The organism is Vibrio minamisatsumaniensis (assembly GCF_050337445.1).
GTDB lineage: Bacteria > Pseudomonadota > Gammaproteobacteria > Enterobacterales > Vibrionaceae > Vibrio > Vibrio artabrorum.
This window is the reverse complement of sequence record NZ_JAKJSY010000015.1, coordinates 25,517-52,073: the sequence shown is the minus strand read 5'-3', so window position 1 is coordinate 52,073 and position 26,557 is coordinate 25,517. Positions and strand designations below refer to the sequence as shown.

Below are 26,557 nucleotides of genomic sequence, written 5' to 3'. Positions count from 1 at the left end.
AAATCTAGATATGACCCTTAATAATCAACCATTAATCATAAAGTTAGGTGGCGCTGCGCTATCTTGTGGTGAAACATTGAGCAAGTTATTTGGTGCCATCTCTGCTTATCGACAACAGGCACAGCGACCAATCGTGATTGTTCACGGCGGTGGTTACCTTGTTGATGACCTGATGAATAAGTTGAACCTCGAAACCGTTAAGAAAGAAGGGCTTCGTGTTACCCCTTATGACCAGATCCCAGTGATCGCCGGTGCGCTCGCGGGCACGGCCAACAAACTGCTTCAAGGTCAGGCCATTAAAGACGGTATCAACGCCGTTGGTTTGAGCCTAGCCGATGGTGGTTTGTGCAGAGTGAGTGAGCTGAACTCTGAACTGGGTGCGGTAGGTAAGGCAGAGCCGGGTGACTCAACGGTTCTGCAAGCCATTCTCAATGCGGGCGCACTGCCCATCATTAGTTCGATTGGTTTAACGTCACAAGGCCAACTGATGAACGTCAATGCCGATCAAGCTGCGGTTGCGGTTGCAGGCACGCTTGATGCTGAATTAGTGCTGCTTTCTGATGTCAGTGGTGTGTTGGATGGTAAAGGCCACCTGATTCCGAGCCTTAATCAACAACAAGCGGATGACCTTATTACAGGTAAAGTGATTACCGACGGCATGATCGTTAAGGTTCAAGCCGCACTAGAAGCCGCTAACGACCTCGGACGACCAATCGAAGTTGCTACTTGGCGATATCCAGAAAAACTCACACAACTGTTTTCAGGTAAAAGCATAGGGACGCAGTTTTTACCTCAGTAGGCCTCACAACGAGTCACTACTTAAAGAATTTAGACGAATTAAATAAACATATAATTATGAAGTCATTTCCAACGCTGACCGCCATGTGCAGTATGGAAACTAGGAGAAAGAAAATGAGCAAAGTTAACGTAAAGAAAGTTGTAGTAGCCTACTCTGGCGGTCTAGACACATCAGTCATCATTCCATGGTTGAAAGAGAACTATGACTGTGAAGTTATCGCGTTTGTCGCGGATGTAGGTCAAGGTGATGAAGAGCTAGTTGGTATCGAAGAGAAAGCAAAAGCGTCGGGTGCTTCTGAGTGTTACATCGCAGACCTTAAAGAAGAGATGGTGGCTGAATACATCTACCCAACGCTAAAAACGGGCGCTTGCTATGAAGGTAAATACCTACTGGGTACATCGATGGCTCGTCCAATCATTGCGAAAGCACAGGTGGAAGTGGCGCGTAAAGTCGGTGCAGACGCACTGTGTCACGGCTGTACAGGTAAAGGTAATGACCAAGTTCGTTTTGAAGGTGCATTCGCAGCGCTTGCCCCCGACCTCCACGTCATTGCACCATGGCGTGAGTGGGATCTTGTGAGCCGTGAAGAGTGTCTAGACTACCTTGCAGAGCGCAACATTCCTTGTACGGCTTCTCTTACCAAGATTTATTCGCGTGATGCCAACGCATGGCATATCTCTACAGAAGGTGGTGTTTTAGAAAATACATGGAACGCACCTAACGAAGATTGCTGGGCTTGGACTGTAGACCCAGAGCAAGCGCCAAACGAATCCGAAACAGTGACATTGAAAGTTGAAAAAGGCGAAGTGGTTGCGGTTGATGGCGAAACAATGACGCCATACAACACACTGGTTTACCTCAATGAGAAAGGTGCTAAGCACGGTGTTGGTCGTATCGATATCGTAGAAAACCGTCTTGTGGGTATGAAATCTCGTGGTTGTTACGAAACTCCGGGTGGCACTATCATGATGGAAGCACTGCGTGCAGTAGAACAACTGGTTCTTGATAAAACGGCTTTTGAATTCCGTGAAGAGTTGGGTGTTAAGGCTTCTCACCTGGTATACGATGGTCGTTGGTTCACTCCACTATGTAAGTCTATTCTTGCCGCGACAGAAGAGTTAGCACAAGACGTGAATGGTGAAGTGGTTATCAAGCTCTATAAAGGGCAAGCAACGGTGACTCAAAAGCGTTCTGACAACAGCTTGTATTCAGAAGAGTTTGCAACCTTTGGTGAAGATGAAGTTTACGACCAAAGCCACGCTGAAGGTTTCATTCGTCTTTACTCGTTATCAAGCCGTATTCGCGCTCTGAATAACCAAAAATAATTCTAAAATGGTTTACGAAGCGAGCTTTTAGCGCAACATTCTAGGACAGCAAACAAGACATTATGATCAAAGCCCATTCACTACTGGTTAGTGATTGGGCTTTTTTATTTTTTATCGATTGGCCCAATAAATCCGTTTCGGTTTTGAGTATTGAAGCTCTATAATTTTCGCGTTACGGCATGATCCGTTAGTAGGTAGACTGTTGTGAATAAATATGTAGAAATAATGAATTAATACTTTATTTTTATTTTGAATTGCCGTAAGTTTAAACCATCAGAAAAAGACTGAATATTAGTCAGACTTATTATTTGCAAAAACAGTGAGCACTGTGCAATTAGGAGAGACACAATGGCATTATGGGGCGGTAGATTTACCCAAGCAGCAGACACCCGGTTCAAAGATTTTAACGATTCTCTTCGTTTTGATTACCGATTGGCTGAGCAAGACATTGTGGGCTCTATTGCCTGGTCAAAAGCTCTACAGTCGGTCAAGGTTTTAACCGAAGAAGAACAGCAGAGATTAGAGTTAGCACTGAACGAGCTTAAGCTCGAAGTGATGGAAGATCCGGAACAGATTCTACGTTCTGATGCAGAGGATATTCACAGCTGGGTTGAGCAACAACTTATCGGTAAAGTTGGTGATTTGGGTAAAAAGCTTCACACGGGGCGCTCTCGTAATGACCAAGTGGCGACCGATCTTAAACTGTGGTGTCGTCAACAAGGTAACCAACTATTGCTCGCATTGGATCGCCTACAAAGCCAAATGGTCAATGTGGCTTCTCAGCACCAAGAAACCGTGCTGCCTGGTTACACTCACTTACAACGTGCTCAGCCGGTCACTTTTGCTCACTGGTGCTTGGCGTACGTTGAAATGCTCGAGCGTGATTATTCACGTTTAAGTGATGCGATTAAGCGTCTAGATACATGTCCGCTGGGTTCTGGTGCCCTTGCTGGAACAGCCTACCCGATGGACCGTGAACAGTTAGCTCACAACTTAGGTTTCCATCGTGCCACGCGCAACTCGCTAGATTCTGTCTCTGACCGTGACCATGTGATGGAGCTGATGTCGATTGCTTCTATCTCTATGCTTCACCTTTCTCGTCTTGCCGAAGATATGATTTTCTACAACTCAGGTGAATCAAACTTCATCGAGTTAGCCGATACCGTAACGTCAGGTTCTTCTCTGATGCCACAAAAGAAAAACCCTGATGCGTTAGAGCTGATTCGTGGCAAAACTGGCCGTGTATACGGTTCATTAGCGGCAATGATGATGACAGTGAAAGCTCTGCCTTTGGCGTACAATAAGGATATGCAAGAAGATAAAGAGGGTCTGTTCGACGCTTTAGACACTTGGAATGATTGTATGGAAATGGCAGCGCTGTGTTTCGATGGCATTAAAGTGAACGGCGAACGTACACTTGAAGCGGCGAAACAAGGTTATGCAAACTCGACAGAGTTGGCGGATTACTTAGTCGCAAAAGGCATTCCCTTCCGTGAAGCTCACCATATTGTCGGTGTCACGGTCGTCGCGGCGATTGCCAAAGGCTGCGCATTAGAAGAGTTAACCATCGCAGAGATGAAAGAGTTCTCTGAGGTGATCGAAGAGGATGTGTATGACATCCTAACCATTGAATCGTGTCTTGAAAAACGTAGCGCGCTAGGCGGTGTATCACCACAACAAGTGGCTTACGCGGTTGACCAAGCGGAGAAGCGTTTATCACAGCGTGACACCTCCATAGTTAAGGTTCGTCCTGCTCGTCTAACGGATATTGAAGCATTGGAAGGTATGGTCGCTTACTGGGCGAACATGGGGGAAAACCTACCTCGCTCTCGTAATGAACTGGTGCGTGATATTGGCTCGTTTGCGGTCGCAGAGCATCATGGAGAGGTGACTGGTTGTGCATCACTTTATGTGTATGACTCTGGTTTAGCGGAGATTCGCTCGCTCGGTGTTGAGGCAGGTTGGCAAGGCCAAGGTCAGGGTACCGCGATTGTGCAGCACTTGGTTGAGAAAGCGCGACAAATGGCGATCAAGAAGGTGTTTGTACTGACTCGTACGCCTGAATTCTTTATGAAGCATGACTTCTTACCAACGTCAAAATCTCTACTGCCAGAGAAAGTGCTGAAAGACTGCGACCAGTGTCCTCGTCAACATGCATGTGATGAAGTGGCGTTGGAAGTGAACTTGGTCGAGCAGATTATCGCTAAGGTGAATGTCGCATAAGAGGTTGATTTTATAGTCTTCCCAAAAAAGATCAAAAATCTGCTCTTTTTTGGGAACCAACGAAGAAAAGCCCGGTCTATTAAAGTACCACTGCTTTTTCTTAGAATTTTCTAAGAAAGCCCCAGAATCGATTGGTTCTGGGGCTTTTTTCTATTTGCGGTTTGGAAAGTGATGATAGCTCGATAATTATGCTGAATTATCGGACTATTGAATCGCTCGCATTGGGTTATAAAGGCTATCCGTTAACGCTTTTTATTTCTGAAAGGCAACACGAAAAACTTCATTATCCAATGCAATGACAGCAAACCACTGAATGCGCTAGCAGCTATCATCAATGCGATGGCATTGATGGTTTTTGGATCTTCTCTGAAAAATAGCCACCATGCTCCCCAACTCAAAATTGACAACACCATCAGCTGATTCATGCAACGCTGACAACGACCGAGTTTGTTACGGATTTTTTCACTTTTATTGCACTGAAGGCATGTCATATTGGGTTTGGTTCGCGTTATGCTTGTTGCCTTAATAATAACACGTCACAAGATATTAGGTCAGGGTGACACTGAGAGAGAAAGTTGATGATTGAGCGCCAAGAAACCAAACAACGCATGAGCCGTATTGTTAAACACAACGGTACTATCTACCTGTGTGGCCAAGTGTGTGCTGATGCAACCAAAGACATCACAGAACAAACACAAACGATGTTGGATAAAGTGGAAGCCCTACTGGAACAAGCTGGCAGTGATAAAGAGCACATGCTGTCAGCCACGATTTATTTGAAAGACATGAAAGACTTCCAAGAAATGAATGCGGTTTGGGATGCATGGGTTCCAGAAGGTCACGCTCCAGCTCGCGCATGTGTGACGGGCGACATGGCTCGCGAAGCGTTACTGGTTGAGATCTCTGTGATTGCTGCTGAGAAGTGATTCTCTCGTTTTTAGCGATAGGTAACGGTTTTAAGAGATTCCAGATACCTCGCTCCTCGGTTCTGGAATGACGGGTTTGATTTTGACTTACTGACGCGTTTAGCCAAAAAACAAAAAAGGAAAGCCAATGGCTTTCCTTTTTAGTCTCTAATCTATCTGTTCTGTCTCAATCAAGCGAGATTAACAACCCGGGCCACAGTCTAGACAGTGTTTCACCATCTCTGGACCTAAGTGCAGTTTCGCATTGAGGTCACGCAGCGCAGTGCGCACACCCTCTTCAATTACTGGGTGGTAGAATGGCATGTCTAGCATTTCAGAAACCGTCATTTTGTTCTGATGTGCCCATGCTAGCAAGTGAGCCAAGTGTTCTGCGTTGGGTCCCATCATCTCAGCACCAAGGAAGCGACCGGTACCTTGCTCGCCGTATACGTGCAGAATACCTTTGTTGCGCAGCATCACTCGTGAACGACCTTGGTTCTCGAAAGAGACTTCACCCGTTGCGAAACAACCACATGTACCTAAACGGGTGGTGATCTCTTTGTAAGTTTCGCCCACCATCGCGATTTGTGGGTCAGAGAATACCGCTGAGATTTTAGATCGGCGTAGGCCGGCACGAATCTCAGGGAAGCGACCTGCGTTGTCACCCGCAATGCGTGCTTGGTCTGCTGCTTCATGTAGCAGAGGCAGTTGGTTGCTGGCATCACCTGCAATGAAGATTGATGGTCGTGATGTTTGTAGCGTGTAATGGTCTGCAACTGGCACACCACGCTCATCAAGTTCAAGAGAGGTATTCTCTAAGCCAAGCTTGTCAGTGTTAGGGCGACGACCTGTTGCTGCTAGCACGTACTCAACGATGTTCGTTTCTAATTCACCTTGTTTGTTGATGAACTGGATTTCGACACGAGCTTCACCCGATTCAGTGGTAATGCGCTTCATGCTTTCGATTTTTACGTCGGCATCGAGATAGAACTCTTCATTGAAGGCTTTATCTGCGTAAGCCATGATCTCTGGGTCGGTTACTGGGCCCACTTGACCACCCAAACCGAACAGTTTGGTCTTGACACCTAAGCGGTGCAGTGACTGACCAAGTTCAAGGCCAATAACGCCCGGGCCAAATACCGCAACGGATTCTGGTAAATCATCCCAGTTGAACACGTCGTCGTTAATGATTAGACGGTCGCCAAGTTCATTCCAAACGGCTGGGTATGCAGGACGAGAACCGGTGGCGATAACAATACGCTTAGCGGTGACAACCGTGTGATCATCAACCTGTAGCGTCTGGTCGTCTAAGAATTTTGCGTAGCCAGAAATCTTGTCTTGCTCTGGAATTTCATCAACACCTTCTAAAACAAAACCCACAAAACGATCACGCTCAAACTTCACTCGCTCCATCACTTCACGGCCGTTAATCACGATATCACCTTGTGGGTGAACACCAAAAGCCGGTGCTTTCTCGATTTGGTGTACGCTTTCCGCTGCTGCAATAAGCAGTTTCGATGGCATGCAACCAACACGAGCACAGGTTGTACCGTAAGGGCCGCCTTCAATCATCACGACACTGTCAGTGTGTGCTTTTGCAGCGCGGTAAGCCCCTAGACCTGCCGTACCGCCCCCGATAACTGCGACATCTACATTGACTTGTTTCATAATAATTTTCTCGCAATGGCTAAATTTAGTGTGAACGACCCCCTCCAACTCTGGTGATTTTTTGAGAGTCAGGATAGTGGGGCAGTTTTGTGATTCTGTTTTATTCGGTTTAGCTTGTGACTCTGCTTTTATTGCTAACTATAGGTTAGTTAAAGACGGGCGAGTCACACGCTATATTCTTTTTCCAAAACTCAGATAAGAGCGTTTGGAATAGCTAACCCACAAGAGGGTGGGTTAGCGGATTGCAGGACTTAGGTTATTAACCTAGGAAAGCTTCCAGTTCTTCGCTGCCACCGATGTGCTTACCACCGATGAAGACTTGCGGAGCGGTTGTGCGACCAGAGATGGCACGCAGGCTCACTGTTGTTGCGTCTTTACCGAGTACGACTTCTTCGTAGTTCAGACCTTTATCAATGAGGTTCTGCTTTGCTTTCGTGCAGAAAGGGCAGCCTGGTTTGGTGAATACTGTGATTGACTCTTGCTCTTTGTGTTCAGGAGCAATGTAGTTCAGCATAGTATCAGCATCAGAAACGTTGAACGGGTCACCTGGTACGTCTTCTTCGATGAACATTTTCTCAACCACGCCGTTTTTAACCAGCATGCTGTAGCGCCATGAACGCTTGCCGAAGCCGATGTCGTTTTTCTCAACGAGCATGCCCATGCCATCGGTGAAATCACCGTTACCGTCTGGGATGAATGTGATGTTGTCAGCTTCTTGGTCGGCTTTCCAAGCGTTCATTACGAATGTGTCGTTTACTGAAACACACAGAATGTCATCAACACCGTTCTCTTTGAACACAGAGTATAGCTCGTTGTAACGAGGTAGATGGCTTGAAGAACATGTTGGCGTAAACGCACCTGGTAGGCTGAATACGATAACAGTCTTGTCTTTGAATAGCTCTTCAGTCGTTACGTTAACCCACGCATCACCTTGGCGAGTTGGGAATGTTACTTGAGGGATTGATTGACCTTCTTTAGATGCAAACATAATGTTTTCCTTTAATTTTTTTAAATTTTGTTCTAGCAGAGCTTAACGTTTTTCTTTGCTCTTTTTCGTTTCGTTGAGCCCATTATTAGATAAATTCTTTGATAGCTCTAATCGTTTAATGTTATGGTTTTGATAGGCAAATTCTATCAACAGCGTTTTATTGTAAAATGCTTCGATTAAGACTTTAGATAAGAGGTTGATCATGAACATTCGTGATTTTGAATACTTGGTGGCGCTCGCAGAGCATAAGCACTTTAGAAAAGCGGCAGAGGCGTGCTTCGTTAGTCAACCTACTTTGAGTGGGCAGATACGCAAACTTGAAGATGAAATCGGTCTTCAGTTAACCGAGCGTAGCCCAAGGAAGGTCATTTTTACCGATTCGGGTTTACAACTCGTGGATCAAGCCAAACGTATTCTTAATGAAATAAAAACATTTAAAGATATGGCGAGTGGTCACGGTGAAGCAATGACAGGGCCAATGCATATTGGCTTCATTCCAACGGTTGGTCCTTATATCTTGCCTAAGATTATTCCGCACCTTAAAGACAGCTTCCCAGATCTTGAACTTTACCTGCATGAAGCTCAGACTCATCAACTGGTGAGTCAGTTAGAAGATGGTAAGCTCGACTGTTTGGTACTGGCTGCTGTCGATGAGACCGCAGCGTTCAAAGAAATTGATGTGTATGACGAGCCGTTAAGTGTTGCTGTACCGTGTGATCATGAATGGGCGCAACAAGACAGTGTTGATATGTTACAACTCAATGGTAAAACGGTACTAGCGTTAGGGGATGGTCATTGTTTACGAGATCAAGCCTTGGGCTTCTGTTTTGCCGCAGGAGCAAAAGATGATGAGCGTTTTAAGGCGACCAGTTTAGAAACACTGCGTAACATGGTTGCGGCAGGAGCCGGGATCACCTTATTACCTCAGCTCTCAGTGCCAAAAGAAAAGCAGAAAGATGGTGTATGCTATGTGCCCGCAGTGAATCCAACACCTTCACGTCGTATTGTTGTTGCGTACCGCCCTGGTTCTCCATTGAAGGGGCGTTTCGAGCAATTGGCTGACACTATCCGAATGCAACTAGAGAAAGTCGTTTAGCTATCTAGCCTTCGTTAATAGTTAATAGTTAATAGTTAATAGTTAATAGTTAAGCTGACTATTAGAAAAAAGGGTTGATATGAATACATATCAACCCTTTTTGTTCACTCATACCGTCGTTAACTAGAAGAGTTCTTCTACCGTTTCGCCAGATGAGGTGGAATAGATATCATTAGAGAAACTTTCAGTGACGTACTCGGTTGGTTCTGTACCTTTTTCGAAATACTCGAACATTGATGAGCTATCGAACTTATTCGTTAGCAAGCCAGTTTCACGATCGATACGAACTCGGATAATGTTATCTGGAAGTGTTTGATGTTTAGTTGGCACTCCCGTAAGTGCTGTCGCCATAAAATCAATCCATGCGGGCTGTGCTGTTTTTGCACCAGCTTCTGTACCTGTCACTTGGTCCTTATCAAGGTTCGAGTTAGCTTTGGTTTTACCTAGGTTTCGGTTGTGGTTATCAAAACCTACCCATACCGTTGCAACGATGCCAGGGCCATAGCCGTTGTACCAAGTGTCTTTCGAGTCGTTGGTGGTACCGGTTTTGCCACCAATGTCACGACGCTTCAATGATTGAGCACGCCATCCTGTGCCGTTCCAGCCTGTCCCTGCTCTCCAATTACCACCGCCCCAGATATTGCTGTGCATCATTTCACGCACAAGGAAAGCATTCTGTTCCGAGATCACTTGCGGTGCGTATTGCACTTGAGTATCCACATCTTGCTCTGAAAACTCATCCGCCTTTGAGTCTGTGGTAACGGTTTGTTTGCAATCTTTCTTGCACACGACTTTCGGTGTTGCTTTGTATTCCGTTTCTCCAAATGGCGTTTCAACATGACTGATGTAGAAAGGTTCTACATAGTAACCGCCATTGGCGAATACGGAATAACCTTGTGCTACTTTCATCGGTGTTAAGCTACCCGCACCCAGAGCAATCGTTTCAGAGCGAGGTAATTGATCAATATCAAAGCCGAAGCGAGTGAGGTAGTTGCGCGTATCATCCAAGCCTACTTCACGTAACACCCGAACCGCCATTACGTTTTTAGATTGAGCTAAGCCAATGCGTAAACGTGTTGGGCCCGCGTAGGTTGGTGGTGAGTTCTTTGGTCGCCACGCCGTGCCTTGGCTCTTATCCCATTGGTTAATTGGCGCATCGTTGATCAATGATGCTAATGTTAGGCCTTTATCGATCGCGGCTGAGTAAATAAACGGTTTAATACCAGAACCGACCTGGCGAAGAGATTGCGTCGCACGGTTGAATTTGTTGTGAACAAAGTTAAAGCCACCCACCATCGACAATACTGCGCCGTTGTTCGGGTTCATTGCAACAAATGCGGTGTTTGCATTCGGTACTTGGCTGAGTCGCCATACAACTGGTGTTTCTGATTCTGCCGTGGTTGACGCTTCCGTTGGCTCTTCAGAGACCTCATCACCGGTAATGGCTTCATGGCGAACCCAGATTTGTTCACCAACAGCCAGAATCTCTTTCGCTTGAGAAGGCGCTGGACCTTGGCGATCATCTGTTAGGAATTTACGCGCCCAGTTCATGCCTTGCCATTCGATAGTGCCTTCACCTTGGTTCTTAACCCAAATTTGTGCGCTTTTTGCATCAACGGCTGTCACAACGGCAGGGATTAAGTCACCGTAGGTGGGTTGAGATTTAAGGTGTTTAACAATTTTTTCATGATCCCAAGTCGATTGCTCGGTTTGCCACAATACTTTTTCTGCACCGCGGTAGCCATGACGTTCATCGTAGCTAAGTAGGTTCTTAATCGCTGCTTGGTTTGCTGCTTTTTGCAGTTTTGAATTAACGGTCGTGTAGACTTTCATGCCCGATGTATAAGCGGCCTCACCGTAGTGTTCTACCATCCAAGCGCGGGCTACTTCTGCAACATATGGAGCACTGAGTTCAATATCAGCATCGTGGTATTTCGAGACAAGTGTTTCATTACGAGCTTCATCGTATTCTGCTTGAGTAATGTATTGCTCTTCCAACATACGACCTAATACGACGTTACGGCGGTGAGTCGCACGTTCAATTGAGTAAATCGGATTCAGTGTGGAAGGGGCTTTTGGCATGCCGCCTAGTGTCGCAATTTCACTGAGTGTCAGCTCTGAAAGATCTTTGCCAAAATAAACGCGCGCAGCTGCGCCAAAACCATAAGAACGGTGACCAAGGAAAATCTTGTTCACGTACAGTTCCATGATCTCTTCTTTACTTAGCAACTGCTCAATGTGGATGGCAATAAATATCTCTTTGACTTTTCGCATGATCTTTTTCTCATTAGATAAGAAGAAGTTACGCGCAAGCTGTTGAGTAATGGTACTCGCCCCTTGTTTCGCTGAGCCGGATATTGCCACCACAAATGCTGCACGAGCGATGCCGATAGGATCGATACCATGGTGCTCATAAAAACGGCTGTCTTCGGTGGCGATCAAAGCCTCAACTAAGTGAGGTGGAATCTCGTCATAAGTGACTGGGATACGGCGTTTTTCACCAAATTGAGAGATCAATTTGCCGTCTTGACTGAAGATTTGCATTGGAGTTTGGAGTTCTACATTGCGCAGAGTGGCCACATCAGGCAATTCTGGTTTTAAGTAATAATAAACCCCGAAAATTGTACTGACTCCAAGAATCATGCAAACCAATGTAAATATGAATAATCGCTTTATGAACTTCACCGGATAATCCCTGATTAGTTGAGGCTGATAGGCAGCAAACCCTTGTACTCTAGGTTAAAAACTTAGCTTTCGTTTATTAACGCTTATTTAATTAATAATCACAACCCCTAGATAATCAACGAAATGCTTGGCACTTCAGGAGCTAGGTCAAATGGGTTCATCATCAATTACAGGTATAGATATAAATCAACACAGCATCAAAGCCGTGGTTCTAAAACCCGTTGGGGAATTGTATGCCTTAGTGGGATACAAAGAGCTGCCGATTTTAGACGACATTTTTACAGCCAACCATACTCTGGAGTATCAGAAAACTGTTAAGAAACTCAAAGAACTTAGGAAAGGGTTGCCTTTTGGTAGCCGCAATGTCGCTATTTCTGTACCGGATAACACTGTGATCAGCAAAGTACTGCAAATAGAGAGTGAGTTAGACGACCGAGAAAAGGAGTTTTCGATCTATCAAACCTTTGCTCACCAGTCTCCCTTTCCTATTGAGGATCTGAGTTTAGATTTTGTGAAGCTCGAAGACAAACGATTTAATCAAAGATCGACAACGAGTTACCAAGTTTACGCAACTCGCAAAGAGGTGGTTGATAGCCGATCCGATGCTCTAACCAAAGCAGGATTTAAGCCTGTGGTGGTCGATACACAGGCACATGGATTGCTTAATATCTGGCAGCTGGCTTCGCGTACGCATCCCGAGAAAAAGAACTGGTTGCTGGTGGACTTAGGGGTTGAACAAACCTCGTTAGGCATGATTCCACAAGGCGCAGTCCCGTTTTATAAAGACATTGCTTTTGGTACTCAAGATCTTTACGGCTCAGAGACCCCGAGTGAGATCGAGGGGACATTTGGGACGGTTGAGGATACACATCGGTTTATGGTCAATTTGATCGAAAAGCTCAAACGTCAGTTGCAGCTCTACTCTTCCGTCAATGGCGTTGAGCCTATCTCAGGCATTTGGCTCATGGGCGAAGGAGCCAGTATTCCTATGGTAACTGAAGCGCTAGAGCGTCACTTTCAGTTGAGTTGTGAGTCGTTGAATCTTTTATCTCTGTTTGAGAATAAAGTGATCAAGAAACGTCAGCCGGAGCTGGATTGGAAACGGTTTGGTATTGCGGCAGGGATGGCTTTGAGTGGTCTTAAGTGGCAAGGAGAAAGGTATGTTGCATCAAATTAACCTATTACCTTGGCGCGATGAGATTCGTGTTCAGCATAAAAGACGTTTTATTCATTTGCTGATTCTTGGGGCGATCATCGCTTTTGTTGGGCAATGGGCGGTGGGACGCTATTTTCATCACCAGCAAGTACAGCAGCAACATCGCCTTAGTTATCTCAATCAATACATTGCGGATCTCGAACGACAAATTCAGTTGTTAAAAGTCGCGGAGCAAGAACATAAAACCATTCTGACTCGACTCGATGTGGTGGAATCTTTACAGCGCGGCCGTAATAAAACCACCGATTTTATGAACTTGATGCCAGAGCTGATCCCTGAAGGCGTTTATGTCGACAAGATCAAAATGAATGGTCAGGAGATTGAGATGTCGGGGATCAGTGACAGTACCGCTCGTCTTGCCACTATGTTAGATAACTTAGAGCGTTCCGATTCCCTGAAAGGGGTTGAGATGCATTCTATTGTTCACAATCGTAAACGTTTCAACAAGGAGTTCCAAACCTTCAAGGTCTCTTTTGTATTTAGCCCCATGTCTTTAGAAAATACCGCCGCAAACCTAGAAGAGAAGGGGGCTAATCATGGTTAGCTTTCAAAATCAGGTCAGCTTAAGGGATCTCGATGTTGATGAGATCACCGAATGGCCATTAGTGCCCCAGTTGGTGGTGATTTTCGTATTGATAGTGCTCATTCAAGGGGTTGGGGTTTGGCTTTATATTCTGCCATTGAACGATGAACTGCAGCAGATGAAACAACAAGAGCAGACGCTTAAAGCCACTTTGAGAATCAAAGCGAATAAGGTTGCAGCCTTACCTAAGCTACAGAGCCAACTGGGTGAGTTGACCAGCCGCTACGATTACTTATTAGAGCAGCTCCCCGCTCAAAAGGAACTGGCCAGTATGTTGGCCTCAGTCAATGAGCTTGGCTTGGATAACCAATTGACGTTTACACGGATTGATTGGGGACAAAAGCAGAACCAAGCTTTTCTCTATCGTTTACCGCTCAATATCGAGTTGACCGGTGATTACCATGACATTGGTGATTTCTCTGCGGCCATCGCAAAGTTGCCGCGCATTATTAGCTTTAGTGATGTGAATTGGCAGCGAGTCAGCCAAGAAAGTAGCACGCTGCATTTCAGGGTTAGAGCTTATACCTACCAGTTCAAGCCGGAGGTGAATGATGAAGCCCAGTAAATCACTCTGCGTTATGCTGTTACTGCTTATATTGTCGGGCTGTAAAGCGAGTGAAGATTCGTTAGAAAGTTTTGTGGTACAGGTGGAAGCCAAGGCAAAAAAAGAGGTTGGGCAGCTTGTTCCTGCCAGCGAATTTTCCGCCGCTATTTATCAACGAAGAGCCTCTCGCGCTCCCTTTGAGCTCCCTCAAGAAGCCATTGTGCAAAACCAACCGTTGGTTAAGACAAACTGTTGGCAACCTCGCTCTCGCCCTCGCCATGGAAAGTTAGAAAAGTACCCGCTGAGTCAATTGCGCTTAAAAGGCGTCATGGGCAATGGCTCCAGTGTGTTTGGTTTAGTGCAAACACCGAGGGGCAACGTGGTGAATGTCAAGAAAGGTCAGTTTATTGGGTTAAACAATGGTCGAGTTACCAAAGTGACAAGCCAATACGTTCAGATCAATGAAACGCTTCCAGATGGCTTAGGTTGTTGGCATAAGCGCAATGTTAGGCTTGCCCTGAAGTAACCCCAATGTCACATGATGTGGATATGAGATGCAATTATGATTAAAGGAATAGGTGGCACGATGAGCAAAGGACTGCAAGGTATAGTGTTGTCCGTAATGTTGTTTTTTACAGTAATGAGTTATGCAGAAACCACCAACCGATTGGAGAATATCGATTTTAGGGTCAACAAGGATCAAGATGCCGTCATCATTATCGAGCTGGCGACCAGTACCGCTGTCGTCGATGTTCAAAAAGTTCAAGAAGGGTTGAGTATTGAATTGCTCAATACTGAGGTTGATGACGACAAGGTTAATTTGTTGGATGTAAAAGACTTTGCCACTTTAGTGGCAGAGATAGAGGTTATTAGAGAGGCGCCAAGTACTCGATTGCTCGCCACGATCACTGATGATTATCAATACGAGTACAACCTAGAAGGTCGCTTTATCGAGGTTATCGTGCGTAAGCCTTTAGTTAAAGAAAGTGAGCCTGAGAAGAGTGTGTTAGAGAAAGAGGGCAAACTCATCTCAATTAACTTTCAAGACATCCCTGTTCGTAATGTTCTTCAGCTCATTGCTGACTACAACGATTTTAACCTAGTGGTATCTGATTCGGTAGCCGGAAACCTGACTTTACGCTTAGATGGCGTACCTTGGCAGCAAGTTCTCGACATTATCTTGCAAGTTAAAGGCTTAGATAAACGCGTTGATGGCAATGTTATCTTGGTTGCGCCCAAAGCCGAACTCGACCTTCGTGAACAGCAAGCGCTAGAGAAATCTCGTTTGGAAGAGGAGTTGGGAGAGCTGACATCGGAAATCATTAAGATCAACTTTGCTAAAGCCACCGACATTGCCGACATGATTGGTGGTGAGAGTTCGGTGAGTATGTTGTCTGATCGCGGTTCAATTACGATTGATGAGCGTACCAACTCACTATTGATTCGTGAGCTAGCAGAGAACATTGCGGTGATACGAAGTATCATTGAATCTTTGGACATTCCTGTGAAGCAAGTGCAGATAGAAGCTCGGATTGTCACCATTACGGAGGGGAACCTTGATGAGTTAGGGGTGCGTTGGGGTGTTTCCTCAACCAACGGAAGCTTCACTGTTGGCGGTTCTATAGAGGGTAATCACCGCTCTTCAATTGCTCCTTATGTCGGAAATAACGCGGTTGATGATTATCTCAATGTGAACTTGGGAGCGACTTCTCCGAACGCGTCGAGTATTGCATTTCAGGTCGCCAAACTCGGTTCTGATACCTTGCTCGATCTTGAACTGTCGGCACTGCAACAAGAGTCGAAAGCCGAGATTATTTCTAGCCCACGCTTAATCACGACCAATAAAAAGCCCGCTTATATTGAGCAAGGTACCGAAATCCCTTATTTAGAGTCATCTTCAAGTGGTGCAACATCGGTCGCATTTAAGAAAGCGGTATTGAGCCTCAAGGTGACACCGCAGATCACACCAGATAATCGTTTAGTATTGGATTTAAGTGTGACTCAAGATAGACCTGGGCAAGTTGTTAAAACCGGAACAGGTGAAGCTGTGGCCATCAATACTCAAAGAATTGGTACGCAAGTGCTTGTTAATAATGGTGAAACTGTCGTGCTTGGTGGGATTTTTCAACACAGTGTGAGCAGTACCGTTGATAAAGTTCCACTATTGGGAGACCTGCCTGTTTTAGGCGCATTGTTCCGTCGCAGCTATGAAAATGTCGGCAAAAGTGAACTGCTTATTTTCGTTACACCTAAAGTTGTGATTCAGTAATGAACAATTAGATTAAAAATAAAGTTGCATTAGTGGCACCTAACCTTGATAATTTCGGGTCTTATCACGAATTATCTGTGAGGAATCGGTGCCACAGGCCTTTTAATTTCAGTACTTGTACTGACCTACCTTGTGGCGATGTCATTGAATTAACGTTGTAAATTACTGCTAAAAACATGGCTGAGAAACGCAATATTTTTCTTGTTGGCCCAATGGGCGCCGGCAAAAGTACAATTGGTAGACACCTAGCTTCCCAACTTCATATGGAGTTTCTAGACTCTGACACTGTGATCGAAGAGCGCACTGGCGCAGACATCGCATGGGTTTTTGATGTTGAGGGCGAAGAAGGTTTCCGTAAGCGCGAAGAATCTGTAATCAATGATCTGACAGAAGAACAAGGTATTGTTCTTGCGACAGGTGGTGGTTCAGTGTTGAGCAAAGAAAACCGTAACCGTCTATCTGCACGAGGCATTGTTGTATACCTAGAGACAACAATTGAAAAGCAACTTGCTCGCACTAACCGCGACAAGAAACGCCCTCTACTTCAAACAGACAACCCGCGTGATGTGCTAGAAGATCTAGCGGTATCTCGCAACGCACTATACGAAGAAGTGGCGGACTACACCGTTCGTACTGATGACCAAAGTGCAAAAGTGGTAGCCAACCAGATCGTAAAAATGCTAGAAGAACGTTAAGTTCATTTTTTCGGAGAGCAAAACCATGGAACGGATTACGGTCAATCTAGCTGAGCGTAGCTACCCTATCTCTATTGGCGCCGGGTTATTTGAAGACCCGGCGTACCTTTCTTTTTTATCCGGTAAACAGAAAGTTGTTGTTGTCAGTAATGTGACAGTCGCGCCTCTTTATGCCGATAAAATTTTATCGTTACTGGATCAAGTCGGCTGTCAAACCTCTCTTTTAGAGTTGCCAGACGGCGAGCAGTACAAAACGCTGGAAACGTTCAACTCCGTGATGAGCTATATGCTTGAAGGAAATTACAGCCGCGATGTGGTGGTGATTGCTTTAGGTGGTGGTGTTATCGGTGATTTGGTCGGTTTTGCTGCTTCTTGTTACCAGCGTGGTATTGATTTCATTCAAATTCCGACGACCCTTCTGTCTCAAGTGGACTCCTCTGTCGGTGGTAAAACCGCCGTGAACCATCCTCTTGGTAAGAATATGATCGGTGCTTTCTATCAACCCAAATCGGTCATCATTGATACCAACTGTTTATCAACGCTTCCCGAGCGTGAGTTCGCCGCGGGTATGGCGGAAGTGATCAAATATGGCATTATTTACGATGAAGCTTTCTTTGGTTGGTTGGAGCAGAATCTAGAGAAACTTTATCAACTTGATGAAGAGGCACTGATTACCGCGATTGCTCGTTGTTGTGCAATTAAGGCTGAAGTGGTTGCTCTGGATGAAAAAGAGTCCGGAATCCGAGCGTTATTGAACCTAGGTCATACATTTGGTCATGCGATTGAAGCCGAACTAGGCTATGGTAATTGGCTACATGGTGAAGCTGTGTCGTCAGGCACTGTAATGGCAGCGAAAACAGCTCAATTACAGGGACTGATCTCTCAGCCGCAACTTGAGCGAATTATTTCTATACTCAAGAATGCGAAGCTGCCAATCCATACGCCAGAAAGCATGTCTTTTGAAGACTTTATAAAGCATATGATGCGCGATAAAAAAGTGCTGTCTGGTCAGTTGCGTTTGGTGTTGCCAACAAGTATTGGTACTGCTGAAGTGGTTGCTGATGTGCCTCAAGACATCATTAAACAAGCGATCGATTTCTGCCGTACTCTTTAAATTTGGTTGTGAGGTTGCTTAGCCAAGTGCTGGGCAACTGAAGCGTTTTACTGATCGGTCTTATCAGTAGGGATCCCTAATGAGTTTGGCTCATGAATTAAGAGTATTAAAGTTAGAGTCTCAAGTTGAACTGCTAGAGCGTTTACAGCTTTTGACGAACTTTGGTTCAAACCTTGTGACGGTTGCAGGCAAACCTGGCTCCGGTCGTTCTTGGTTAGCTCAACGTTATCTTGAAGCATGGTCGACAGAAAAAAATCAGTGTTTATTGCTTTGTCATCCAAGCCAAGATGATCAACAACGCCGCGCGATTATTCTTAGCCAAATTGTTTCTGATCCTCTGTTTAATCAACACGATTCTTTATCAGATAGCCTGACAAGGTTGCTGGATGGAGAGTCGTGTAATGTGGTTATCGTCGTCGATGATGCCCAACGACTCTCTGAGCTATTGGTATCCGAATTATGGATGTTGGTACTGGAAGCTCAATCAAACCCTCAATGGACGATCAATATCGTTCTCTTCTCGGAGACTGGCCAGCTAGAGACGCTATTAACGCGTTTGAGTTACGGTCAACCACACAAGCCTATCGAGCTCGAGATCGATGATCTTTCGCAATCAGAAGCAGAACATTTCTTTGAATCATTAGTGATTCGATATGTTGATGATGAGTCTGAAACTCGTGTGCGACGTGCGTTTAATAAAGCGCAGCCTCTGCCCGGAGAGTTAATGGCTTTAGGAGAATTGAAAGTGGAAAAAAGGATTATTATTCGCTCAATTATTGGCTCACCCATCAATATTGCGATGGTTGTCGCCTTGTTGTTGGTTTTAATTGGTGGTGGCTATTGGTGGATGTTCAGTCAACTAACACCTGACGATAAAGCGCAGTCTTTTATCACGCCAATTGAACAGACAGCCATACCGAGTTTCGAACTAGAAAAGGGTCGTGAGCAAACTGGCCCGGATGGAACGGTTGATTCTGATACAACAACCGACATGAGTTACCATGGTGCTGACGACGACAGCTCATCTTTGCCACCGGTTGTGGTTGAAGAGACAGCCAGTGTTGGTGAGATAACACAAGATCAGCAGCGTGTCGTCATCACCTCTGATGTGGTTGATGCTTTACTTGATGACAAGCCGAAAAGTGCCGATACCGGCGCGATTAATGCGGCTGTTGAAGACAATGCCGACGCTGCTGTGAACTCGCAACCAGAATCAACAGAAGCCGAGACACCATCGTCAGTTGATCAAGAGTCCGATTTGACTCAATCGACACCGCCGACGAAAAAAATTACATTCTCATTTGCTCGTGAAGCGTTACAAGCTATCTCGCCGCGAGCTTACACCTTGCAGTTGAGTGCGATGACATCATTAGAAGATGTGCAATCTTTTATTGAAGAGTATGACCTTGAGAACAAGGTTCGTATCTATCCAACGCTTCGCAATGATAGAAAGTGGTTTATTATCACTTATCAAGATTACCCAACGATCCAGGTGGCGCGAGATGCGGTAAGCTCGCTACCGAAAGCACTTCAAGAGTTGCAGCCTTGGGCAAAATCGATGAATCAAGTACATCGAGAGATAGAACGTGCGAAATAACCCTGAGCTTCGCCTCAAAATATGTTACATTCCGCAGCCTTATTTTTGTGTTGATAGATAGAGCAGTAAATGAAAAAGCAGCGTGCCTTTCTAAAATGGGCTGGTGGTAAATATGGCCTAGTTGAAGACATCCAACGTCACCTGCCACCTGCTCGTAAATTGGTCGAACCGTTTGTGGGTGCTGGTTCAGTGTTTTTGAATACTGATTTTGAACAGTACCTACTTGCGGATATCAATCCCGATCTTATCAACTTGTATAACCTTCTAAAAACCGATCCTCAAACCTACATTACAGAAGCGAAGCGTTGGTTCTGCCCTGAGAATAATCGCAAAGAAGTGTTCTTAGATATTCGCGCGCAGTTTAACGCTACCGATAATGTTATGTATCGCTCGCTGGCTTTTTTGTATATGAATCGATTTGGCTTCAATGGCCTGTGTCGTTATAACAAGAAGGGCGGTTTTAACGTTCCGTTTGGCTCTTATAAAAAGCCATACTTTCCAGAAGCTGAGCTGGAGTTTTTTGCCGAAAAAGCGAAGAAAGCCACGTTTGTTTGTGAGGGATACCATGAAACCTTTAGCCGCGCGCGCAAAGGTTGTGTGGTTTACTGTGATCCTCCATACGCACCACTGTCGAACACGGCTAACTTTACCTCTTACGCCGGTAATGGCTTTAGCTTAGATGATCAAGCCGCTTTGGCGGATGTGGCTGAAAGAGCGGCAATGGAGCGCGGTATCCCAGTGTTAATTTCAAACCACGACACGACATTAACCCGTCGCTTATACCATGGCGCGGAATTGAACGTGGTTAAGGTGAAACGCACCATCAGCCGCAATGGCGCAGGGCGTAATAAAGTTGATGAGCTATTGGCGCTTTTCCATAAAGAGAAAAACCAGCAGCACGCATCAGCGGAACAGTAATGGTCAGAATCTCCGCCAAACTCATTAAATTGAGTGACCAACGGATACTTTCTTAAACTAATCTTTCGAACTGCTAGGATCTGCTTAACTGCTTAGGTAGAATTGCACACCAAATAGTCTTGGGATTGAGTCTTATATTTGTGTATGAGATGTCACCAAGGCGGTGATATTCGCAATTTACTCACTCTTAAGAGGTTTGGTATGAAAGATTTTCTCATCGCTCCATCAATTTTGTCTGCAGATTTTGCTCGTCTTGGTGAAGACGTAGAAAAAGTACTCGCAGCCGGTGCCGACGTTGTGCACTTTGATGTGATGGACAACCACTACGTACCTAACCTGACTTTTGGCGCGCCTATTTGTAAAGCGCTACGTGACTACGGTATTACGGCTCCTATCGATGTTCACCTTATGGTTAAGCCAGTGGACAGCATCGTGCCTGAGTTTGCGAAAGCGGGTGCATCAATGATTACCTTCCACGTTGAAGCGTCAGAGCACATCGATCGCACTCTACAGCTAATCAAAGAGCACGGCTGTAAAGCGGGTGTGGTTCTTAACCCTGCAACGCCACTTTCTTGCCTAGATTATATTATGGACAAAGTAGACATGATTCTACTGATGTCTGTGAACCCTGGCTTCGGCGGTCAATCTTTCATTCCTCACACGCTGGATAAACTGCGTGCTGTTCGTAAGCTGATTGATGAGTCAGGCCGTGATATTCGCCTTGAGATTGATGGTGGTGTCAAGGTGGATAACATCCGTGAAATTGCAGAAGCGGGCGCAGATATGTTCGTTGCTGGCTCAGCTATCTTCAATCAACCGGATTACAAAGCAGTGATTGATGAGATGCGTGCAGAACTTGCAAAAGTAGACGCATAATCGTAAAACTACAGATTGAATATTAAGGGGCTCATTGGCCCCTTTTTTACGTCTTATCGCTCAACTCATAAGACGAGCATAATAAATAGGAAAGTAAGATGTCATTAAGCGCAATAAAACTGATCGCCTTTGATTTAGATGGAACCTTGTTAGATAGCGTGCCTGATTTGGCCGTTGCTGCTGACCAAGCTTGTCAGGCGTTAGGCTTCCCTTCAGTGAGTGAAGAACAAGTTCGCGACTACGTGGGTAATGGGGCTGACGTACTTATCGGACGCTCATTGAGCTGTAACATGACGGTTGATCCTAACCTTGAGCCAGAGCTACTGAAAAAAGCGCGCATCTTGTTTGATGATTTCTACGAGCAGGGGGGGCACCAGCTAAGTCACCTTTACCCATCGGTTAAAGAGACACTGGCTGAGCTAGACAAAGCGGGCTTCACGATGGCGCTGGTCACCAACAAGCCTTCGAAGTTTGTCCCAGACGTTCTGGCGCAACACGGTATTGAACAGTACTTTGTTGATGTGTTGGGTGGCGACTCTTTCCCAGAGAAAAAGCCGAATCCTGTCGCGCTGAACTGGTTGCTAGAAAAGCACAATATTAAAGCGGAAGAGATGCTGATGGTTGGCGATTCCAGCAACGACATTAAAGCGGCAAAGAATGCTGGCTGTCACTCGTTGGGTCTGACTTACGGCTATAACCATGGCGAACCGATTTCAGCATCAACCCCTGACTATATCGCAGACAACATCGCGCAATTACTCGATGTCGTTCTCGTTTCAGCATAAAGCGGACAAAAGTTAGCGAACCTACTAGCAAAATACTTATCAATGAGTACACTGGATGAGCCGCGCAGAAAGAGCTGTGCGGCTTTTCTATATTTAAGTTAAGAAGCTAAGCGATCAATAAACTTAGCGAATAAGCAAAGGAATTAAAACCATGAGCAAGCCCATCGTATTGAGTGGTGTTCAACCATCTGGTGAACTAAGTATCGGTAACTACTTGGGTGCTCTACGTCAATGGCAACAGATGCAAGATGATTACGATTGCCAATACTGTGTTGTAGACCTTCACGCAATTACGGTTCGCCAAGATCCGAAAGCGCTGCATGAAGCGACTCTCGACGCACTAGCAATCTGTCTTGCTGTCGGTGTTGATCCAAAGAAGAGCACGCTATTTGTTCAGTCACACGTACCAGAGCATGCTCAACTTGGTTGGCTTCTTAACTGTTACACACAAATGGGTGAGCTGAGCCGTATGACTCAGTTTAAAGACAAGTCTGCACGTCACTCAAACGACGTCAACGTCGGCCTATACGACTACCCAGTGTTGATGGCGGCAGACATCCTGCTTTACGGAGCTCACCAAGTGCCGGTCGGTAGCGACCAGAAACAGCACCTAGAGCTAGCGCGTGATATCGCCAATCGTTTTAACAACATCTACGGCCCTGAAACGCCAATCTTCCAAGTACCAGAACCTTACATTCCAACAGTGAATGCACGTGTCATGAGCCTGCAAGATGCGACGAAGAAGATGTCTAAGTCGGACGACAACCGTAAGAACGTGATTACTCTGCTAGAAGAGCCTAAGTCGATCATCAAGAAGATCAACAAAGCGCAAACGGATGCAGAAACACCACCACGTATTGCTCACGAGTGGGAAAACAAAGCGGGTATCTCTAACCTAATGGGTCTGTACTCTGCAGCGACGGGGAAAACGTTCGAAGAGATCGAAGCGCAGTACCAAGGCGTTGAAATGTACGGTCCGTTCAAGAAAGACGTAGGCGCAGCATTGGTTGAAATGCTTGAGCCGATTCAAGCTGAATACCACCGTATTCGTGCTGACCGTGCTTACATGGACGCTGTCATGAAAGCGGGTGCTGAAAAAGCCTCTGAGCGTGCTGCAGTCACACTGAAAAAAGCATATGAAGCAGTTGGCTTTGTTACTCGCCCATAGGGTGAACTAACACACCTCGCTTGAGAATTTGAGCCCAAAGTCGCTTTTGTTTACTTTGGGCTTTTTTATGTCTTTTCTCTTTGAATTTCCCACAAATGCATTGTTTTAATTGATGATTTACACATTAAATCGTTAACACATTCATCTCATTAACGTTGTGTTATTGATCTTATTCATTCCCTTTAAGCTTTATACCATCAAGCTCATTTCTATTTATGTTGAAAATATATAACGTGCCAAACAATTGATGATTCCAAAGTGATAAGCTCCTCATTTTCTTGCCAATGGACTTATTTCTTTCATAAATAAACCTGATAGTGACCACAAAATACACGACTGCCCATAGATGGCAGTGACTATAAATCGATGAACTCAGGTGAAACGGATGGCTCTTTTACACAAACCTTCATTGCTAGCAGTGGCAATCGGTAGCTTGTTAACCACAAGTGCACACGCTGATTTGTTTATTTCACAATATGTGGAAGGCGGCAGCTATAACAAAGCGGTTGAGATTGCCAATAGTGGCGATAGCAGCATTAATTTAGATGGTTACTCGTTGGCGAAGTCTGCCAATGGCAACGGATCATGGGGTGCCACTTTACCTTTAGATGGCCACGTTTTAGCGCCCGGTGAAGTACTTGTGGTCGCGCACTCGAGTGCAAGTGATGAGATCAAAGCGGTCGCTGACATTCTCAATGCTTCGCTGGCCAATCATAATGGTGATGACCCGCTGGCTATCTTGAATTCAGATGGAACGGTACATGATGTTGTTGGTTTGATGGGCGATGTGGACTGGGGTAAAGATGTTACTTTGGTTCGCGCGACACAAACACCTTCTGCGACGTTTGATGCTTCACAATGGGTATCGCTACCAAAAGACAGCATTGAAGGTCTAGGTTCACTAGACAGTGTTGAACTGCCAGAAGCGTTCACTTGTACACAAGATGGCTCTGACCCAGTATTCACCACCATTCAAGAAATCCAAGGTGAAGGCGCAACATCACCGTTCATTGATGGCTACCCATACATCACCGACGATGAGTACTTCGTCAAAGGTGTGGTAAGTGCGGTAACAACAGGCCTAACCAAAGGCTTCTACTTGCAAGCACTTGAGGATGATTTCAACTCAAGCACTTCTGAAGGCCTATTTATTCATACCAACCAGTCGAGCTCAGAGTTAGCGGCGGGCGATGTAGTGTGTGTGAAAGGTAAGGTTCAAGAATACTACAGCCACACTCAGCTTAAAGTTGAAAACAACCAATGGATAAAGCAGGGTGAGCAGCAAGCGCCACAAGCGACAGCGATTGAAGCGCTAGACAGTGATGAAAACTTCGCAGCAACGCTTGAGCGCTATGAAGGCATGTTGGTGAAAACAACCGAAGCGCTTGATATGCGTGTGACGCGTACCTTTGGTTATGACTACGCCGGTCGTCGTAACAATATGGTATTGGCCCATGAGCGTATCAACATGCAGCCGAACCAGCTTTTCGCCGCGGGATCTGACGAAGCAAAGCAGCAAACGGAAGACAACGCAGACCGCCGTCTTTTCGTTGAAACCGATCAAAAAGCGGCTGATGGACAAGTCCCTTTCTACCCAGATTTTGGCCGCACTGATATCGACCAAGATGGTTCAACAGAAGATTACATCCGCATTGATGACACCATTGTTGGTCTAGAAGGTGTTCTGACCTACAGCTACGGTGAGTACCGTTTAATTGCGACCAACCAGATCTCGGCTGAAAATTTCGTTCGTAACGATCCACGTACCGACAAACCAGACATGGATGAAGGCGACCTACGTATCGCGACCTTTAACGTATTGAACTACTTTAACTCTCCATTTGGTGGCGACGCGAATCAGCACGGTAATAACCGTGGCGCGAACACCATCACTGAGTTTGAAATGCAGCAAGAGAAGATTGTGAACGCGATTCTTCGTCTAGACGCTGACATCATTGGTTTGATGGAAATTGAGAACAACGGCTTTGGTGAAGGTTCAGCGATTCAACAGCTTGTTAACCAACTGAATGATCGTATTGAACGTAAGAAAGACCGTTATACCTTTGTGGCTGTCGACTCGAACGAAGATGGCGTAACCGACGAGATGGACTCGATTGGTACTGACGTAATCACAACCGGTGTTATCTACCGTAAGAAGGTGGTGAAGCTTAAAGACAGCCGTGTTATCGCGATGCCAAGCCAACAAGCACCAGAGGTGTTAGACGATTCAGGTAAGGTGATTGAAGACGGTAAGAACTACCAACGTGACTCATTGGCGCCAACCTTTAAAGTTAAAGGCACCAAAGAGAAGCTCACTGTAGCGATTAACCACTTTAAGTCAAAAGGCTCTAAGTGTTGGGAAGATGCAGCACCGGTTGAGCAGGGCGGCCAAGGTGGCGTTGATGCCGATAAGCAAGGATCATGCGAGAACTTCCGTGTTGCTGCGGCAGTTGCACTGGGTGAAGCGCTAGACGGCATCAAAGGCCATAAAGTGATTCTGGGTGATATGAACTCGTACGGCATGGAAGATCCAATGCTGGTGCTAACCGATTACTCGGAAGAGAAATACGGTAAGCAAATCAAAGCAGCTCGTAATACTTACATTGATGGTGTTGAGCAGTTTGGTGATAGCGGTGCGGTGATTACGAAGAACTACGGTTACATCAATGCTGTGGCTCAAAAGCACCCAGACAGCTGGAGCTACTTATACAATGATGAGGTAGGCGCTTTGGACCACCTGCTGATCAGTGACAGCCTGAAAGATAGGGTGGTTGATGCTACCGATTGGCACATCAATGGTGGTGAGTCGACGTTGTTTGATTACAATGAAGAGTACAAAGGCGATCTGCCTAAGTACCAAGATCACTTCCGTTCATCGGATCATGACCCTGCGGTTCTTGAGCTGCGAGTCGGTGGTTCATTTGGCTTCGGTGCTTTGATGTCACTATTTGGCTTAGCAATGTGGCGTCGTCACAAGTAACTCAATCGCAAATTCGCAAATAGATTGGCAAGCCATACAAGCAAGCCAATTCAGATAACTTAACGCTATCTGTAAACAATTAAGGTCAACGTAGGTTGGCCTTAATTATTGGCGAAATGCAGT

The 26,557-nt window shown here is 45.6% G+C and carries 22 protein-coding genes; 18 read left to right on the top strand and 4 right to left on the bottom strand.

The window, feature by feature from the left end:
* Nucleotides 1-10 precede the first annotated feature (10 nt).
* The 3 genes from argB to argH all read left to right on the top strand — a co-directional run bounded on the left by argB (nucleotide 11) and on the right by argH (nucleotide 4,347).
* Nucleotides 11-799, top strand: a complete 789-nt coding sequence (argB, locus tag L4B77_RS04495) for an acetylglutamate kinase (protein WP_429748759.1) — start codon at nucleotides 11-13, stop codon at nucleotides 797-799.
* Nucleotides 800-912: 113 nt separating this feature from the next.
* Nucleotides 913-2,124 carry an argininosuccinate synthase gene (locus L4B77_RS04490; protein ID WP_429748757.1) on the top strand — a complete coding sequence of 404 codons (1,212 nt, stop codon included), beginning with the start codon at nucleotides 913-915 and terminating at the stop codon, nucleotides 2,122-2,124.
* Between the two features lie 348 nt (nucleotides 2,125-2,472).
* A complete protein-coding gene (gene argH / locus L4B77_RS04485) occupies nucleotides 2,473-4,347 on the top strand; it encodes an argininosuccinate lyase (RefSeq protein ID WP_429748755.1) in 1,875 nt (624 codons plus the stop codon).
* A gap of 242 nt (nucleotides 4,348-4,589) precedes the next feature.
* Here argH and L4B77_RS04480 read toward each other — a convergent pair whose 3' ends face one another.
* The gene (locus tag L4B77_RS04480) at nucleotides 4,590-4,838 is read right to left on the bottom strand and encodes a DUF3624 domain-containing protein (protein ID WP_261838269.1); all 249 of its coding nucleotides are present in this window, start codon (nucleotides 4,836-4,838) and stop codon (nucleotides 4,590-4,592) included.
* A gap of 87 nt (nucleotides 4,839-4,925) precedes the next feature.
* Here L4B77_RS04480 and L4B77_RS04475 point away from each other — a divergent pair, with 87 nt between their 5' ends.
* Nucleotides 4,926-5,273, top strand: coding sequence for a RidA family protein (locus L4B77_RS04475; protein ID WP_004729674.1), 348 nt, complete (start codon nucleotides 4,926-4,928; stop codon nucleotides 5,271-5,273).
* 180 nt (nucleotides 5,274-5,453) lie between these two features.
* On the opposite strand, the gene L4B77_RS04470 is transcribed toward L4B77_RS04475, so the two are convergent.
* Both L4B77_RS04470 and L4B77_RS04465 read right to left on the bottom strand, forming a co-directional pair.
* Nucleotides 5,454-6,920 carry a dihydrolipoyl dehydrogenase gene (locus L4B77_RS04470; RefSeq protein WP_429748752.1) on the bottom strand — a complete coding sequence of 489 codons (1,467 nt, stop codon included), beginning with the start codon at nucleotides 6,918-6,920 and terminating at the stop codon, nucleotides 5,454-5,456.
* Between the two features lie 259 nt (nucleotides 6,921-7,179).
* Nucleotides 7,180-7,908 (bottom strand): glutathione peroxidase, encoded by a 729-nt coding sequence (locus L4B77_RS04465; protein ID WP_261838266.1) that lies wholly within the window; start codon nucleotides 7,906-7,908, stop codon nucleotides 7,180-7,182.
* A gap of 202 nt (nucleotides 7,909-8,110) precedes the next feature.
* Between L4B77_RS04465 and oxyR the strand changes: the two genes are divergently transcribed.
* On the top strand, nucleotides 8,111-9,004 hold the full coding sequence (gene oxyR / locus L4B77_RS04460) for a DNA-binding transcriptional regulator OxyR (RefSeq protein ID WP_261838265.1): 894 nt from the start codon (nucleotides 8,111-8,113) through the stop codon (nucleotides 9,002-9,004).
* Nucleotides 9,005-9,127: 123 nt separating this feature from the next.
* Here oxyR and L4B77_RS04455 read toward each other — a convergent pair whose 3' ends face one another.
* Nucleotides 9,128-11,689: a penicillin-binding protein 1A gene (locus L4B77_RS04455; protein WP_429748749.1), complete on the bottom strand. Its 2,562-nt coding sequence runs from the start codon at nucleotides 11,687-11,689 to the stop codon at nucleotides 9,128-9,130.
* 151 nt (nucleotides 11,690-11,840) lie between these two features.
* On the opposite strand from L4B77_RS04455, the gene pilM reads away from it, so the two are divergent.
* The 13 genes from pilM (at nucleotide 11,841) to L4B77_RS04390 (ending at nucleotide 26,434) form a co-directional block, all read left to right on the top strand.
* On the top strand, nucleotides 11,841-12,866 hold the full coding sequence (pilM, locus tag L4B77_RS04450; protein WP_429748747.1) for a type IV pilus assembly protein PilM: 1,026 nt from the start codon (nucleotides 11,841-11,843) through the stop codon (nucleotides 12,864-12,866).
* Nucleotides 12,850-13,449: a PilN domain-containing protein gene (locus L4B77_RS04445; RefSeq protein WP_429748745.1), complete on the top strand. Its 600-nt coding sequence runs from the start codon at nucleotides 12,850-12,852 to the stop codon at nucleotides 13,447-13,449. Before pilM ends, L4B77_RS04445 begins: the two co-directional genes overlap by 17 nt.
* A complete protein-coding gene (locus L4B77_RS04440; RefSeq protein ID WP_261838261.1) occupies nucleotides 13,442-14,053 on the top strand; it encodes a type IV pilus inner membrane component PilO in 612 nt (203 codons plus the stop codon). The genes L4B77_RS04445 and L4B77_RS04440 overlap by 8 nt, the downstream gene beginning before the upstream one ends.
* A complete protein-coding gene (locus tag L4B77_RS04435; RefSeq protein WP_261839738.1) occupies nucleotides 14,040-14,558 on the top strand; it encodes a pilus assembly protein PilP in 519 nt (172 codons plus the stop codon). The genes L4B77_RS04440 and L4B77_RS04435 overlap by 14 nt, the downstream gene beginning before the upstream one ends.
* Before the next feature lie 60 nt (nucleotides 14,559-14,618).
* Complete coding sequence (locus L4B77_RS04430; RefSeq protein WP_429748743.1) at nucleotides 14,619-16,301, top strand: type IV pilus secretin PilQ; 1,683 nt, start codon at nucleotides 14,619-14,621, stop codon at nucleotides 16,299-16,301.
* Between the two features lie 176 nt (nucleotides 16,302-16,477).
* Nucleotides 16,478-16,996 (top strand): shikimate kinase AroK, encoded by a 519-nt coding sequence (gene aroK / locus L4B77_RS04425; protein ID WP_017061125.1) that lies wholly within the window; start codon nucleotides 16,478-16,480, stop codon nucleotides 16,994-16,996.
* Between the two features lie 25 nt (nucleotides 16,997-17,021).
* The gene (aroB, locus tag L4B77_RS04420) at nucleotides 17,022-18,110 is read left to right on the top strand and encodes a 3-dehydroquinate synthase (protein WP_261838259.1); all 1,089 of its coding nucleotides are present in this window, start codon (nucleotides 17,022-17,024) and stop codon (nucleotides 18,108-18,110) included.
* Between the two features lie 79 nt (nucleotides 18,111-18,189).
* The gene (locus L4B77_RS04415; protein WP_429748740.1) at nucleotides 18,190-19,707 is read left to right on the top strand and encodes an SPOR domain-containing protein; all 1,518 of its coding nucleotides are present in this window, start codon (nucleotides 18,190-18,192) and stop codon (nucleotides 19,705-19,707) included.
* Between the two features lie 69 nt (nucleotides 19,708-19,776).
* Nucleotides 19,777-20,625, top strand: a complete 849-nt coding sequence (locus tag L4B77_RS04410) for a Dam family site-specific DNA-(adenine-N6)-methyltransferase (RefSeq protein WP_261838257.1) — start codon at nucleotides 19,777-19,779, stop codon at nucleotides 20,623-20,625.
* A gap of 201 nt (nucleotides 20,626-20,826) precedes the next feature.
* Nucleotides 20,827-21,501, top strand: a complete 675-nt coding sequence (gene rpe, locus L4B77_RS04405) for a ribulose-phosphate 3-epimerase (protein ID WP_429748738.1) — start codon at nucleotides 20,827-20,829, stop codon at nucleotides 21,499-21,501.
* Between the two features lie 98 nt (nucleotides 21,502-21,599).
* Nucleotides 21,600-22,286 carry a phosphoglycolate phosphatase gene (locus L4B77_RS04400; protein WP_429748736.1) on the top strand — a complete coding sequence of 229 codons (687 nt, stop codon included), beginning with the start codon at nucleotides 21,600-21,602 and terminating at the stop codon, nucleotides 22,284-22,286.
* A gap of 151 nt (nucleotides 22,287-22,437) precedes the next feature.
* Entirely contained in the window at nucleotides 22,438-23,454 is a 1,017-nt protein-coding gene (gene trpS, locus L4B77_RS04395; protein ID WP_372067195.1) for a tryptophan--tRNA ligase, read from the top strand.
* A 385-nt stretch (nucleotides 23,455-23,839) separates the two neighbouring features.
* Nucleotides 23,840-26,434, top strand: coding sequence for an ExeM/NucH family extracellular endonuclease (locus L4B77_RS04390; protein ID WP_429748734.1), 2,595 nt, complete (start codon nucleotides 23,840-23,842; stop codon nucleotides 26,432-26,434).
* Nucleotides 26,435-26,557 lie beyond the last annotated feature (123 nt).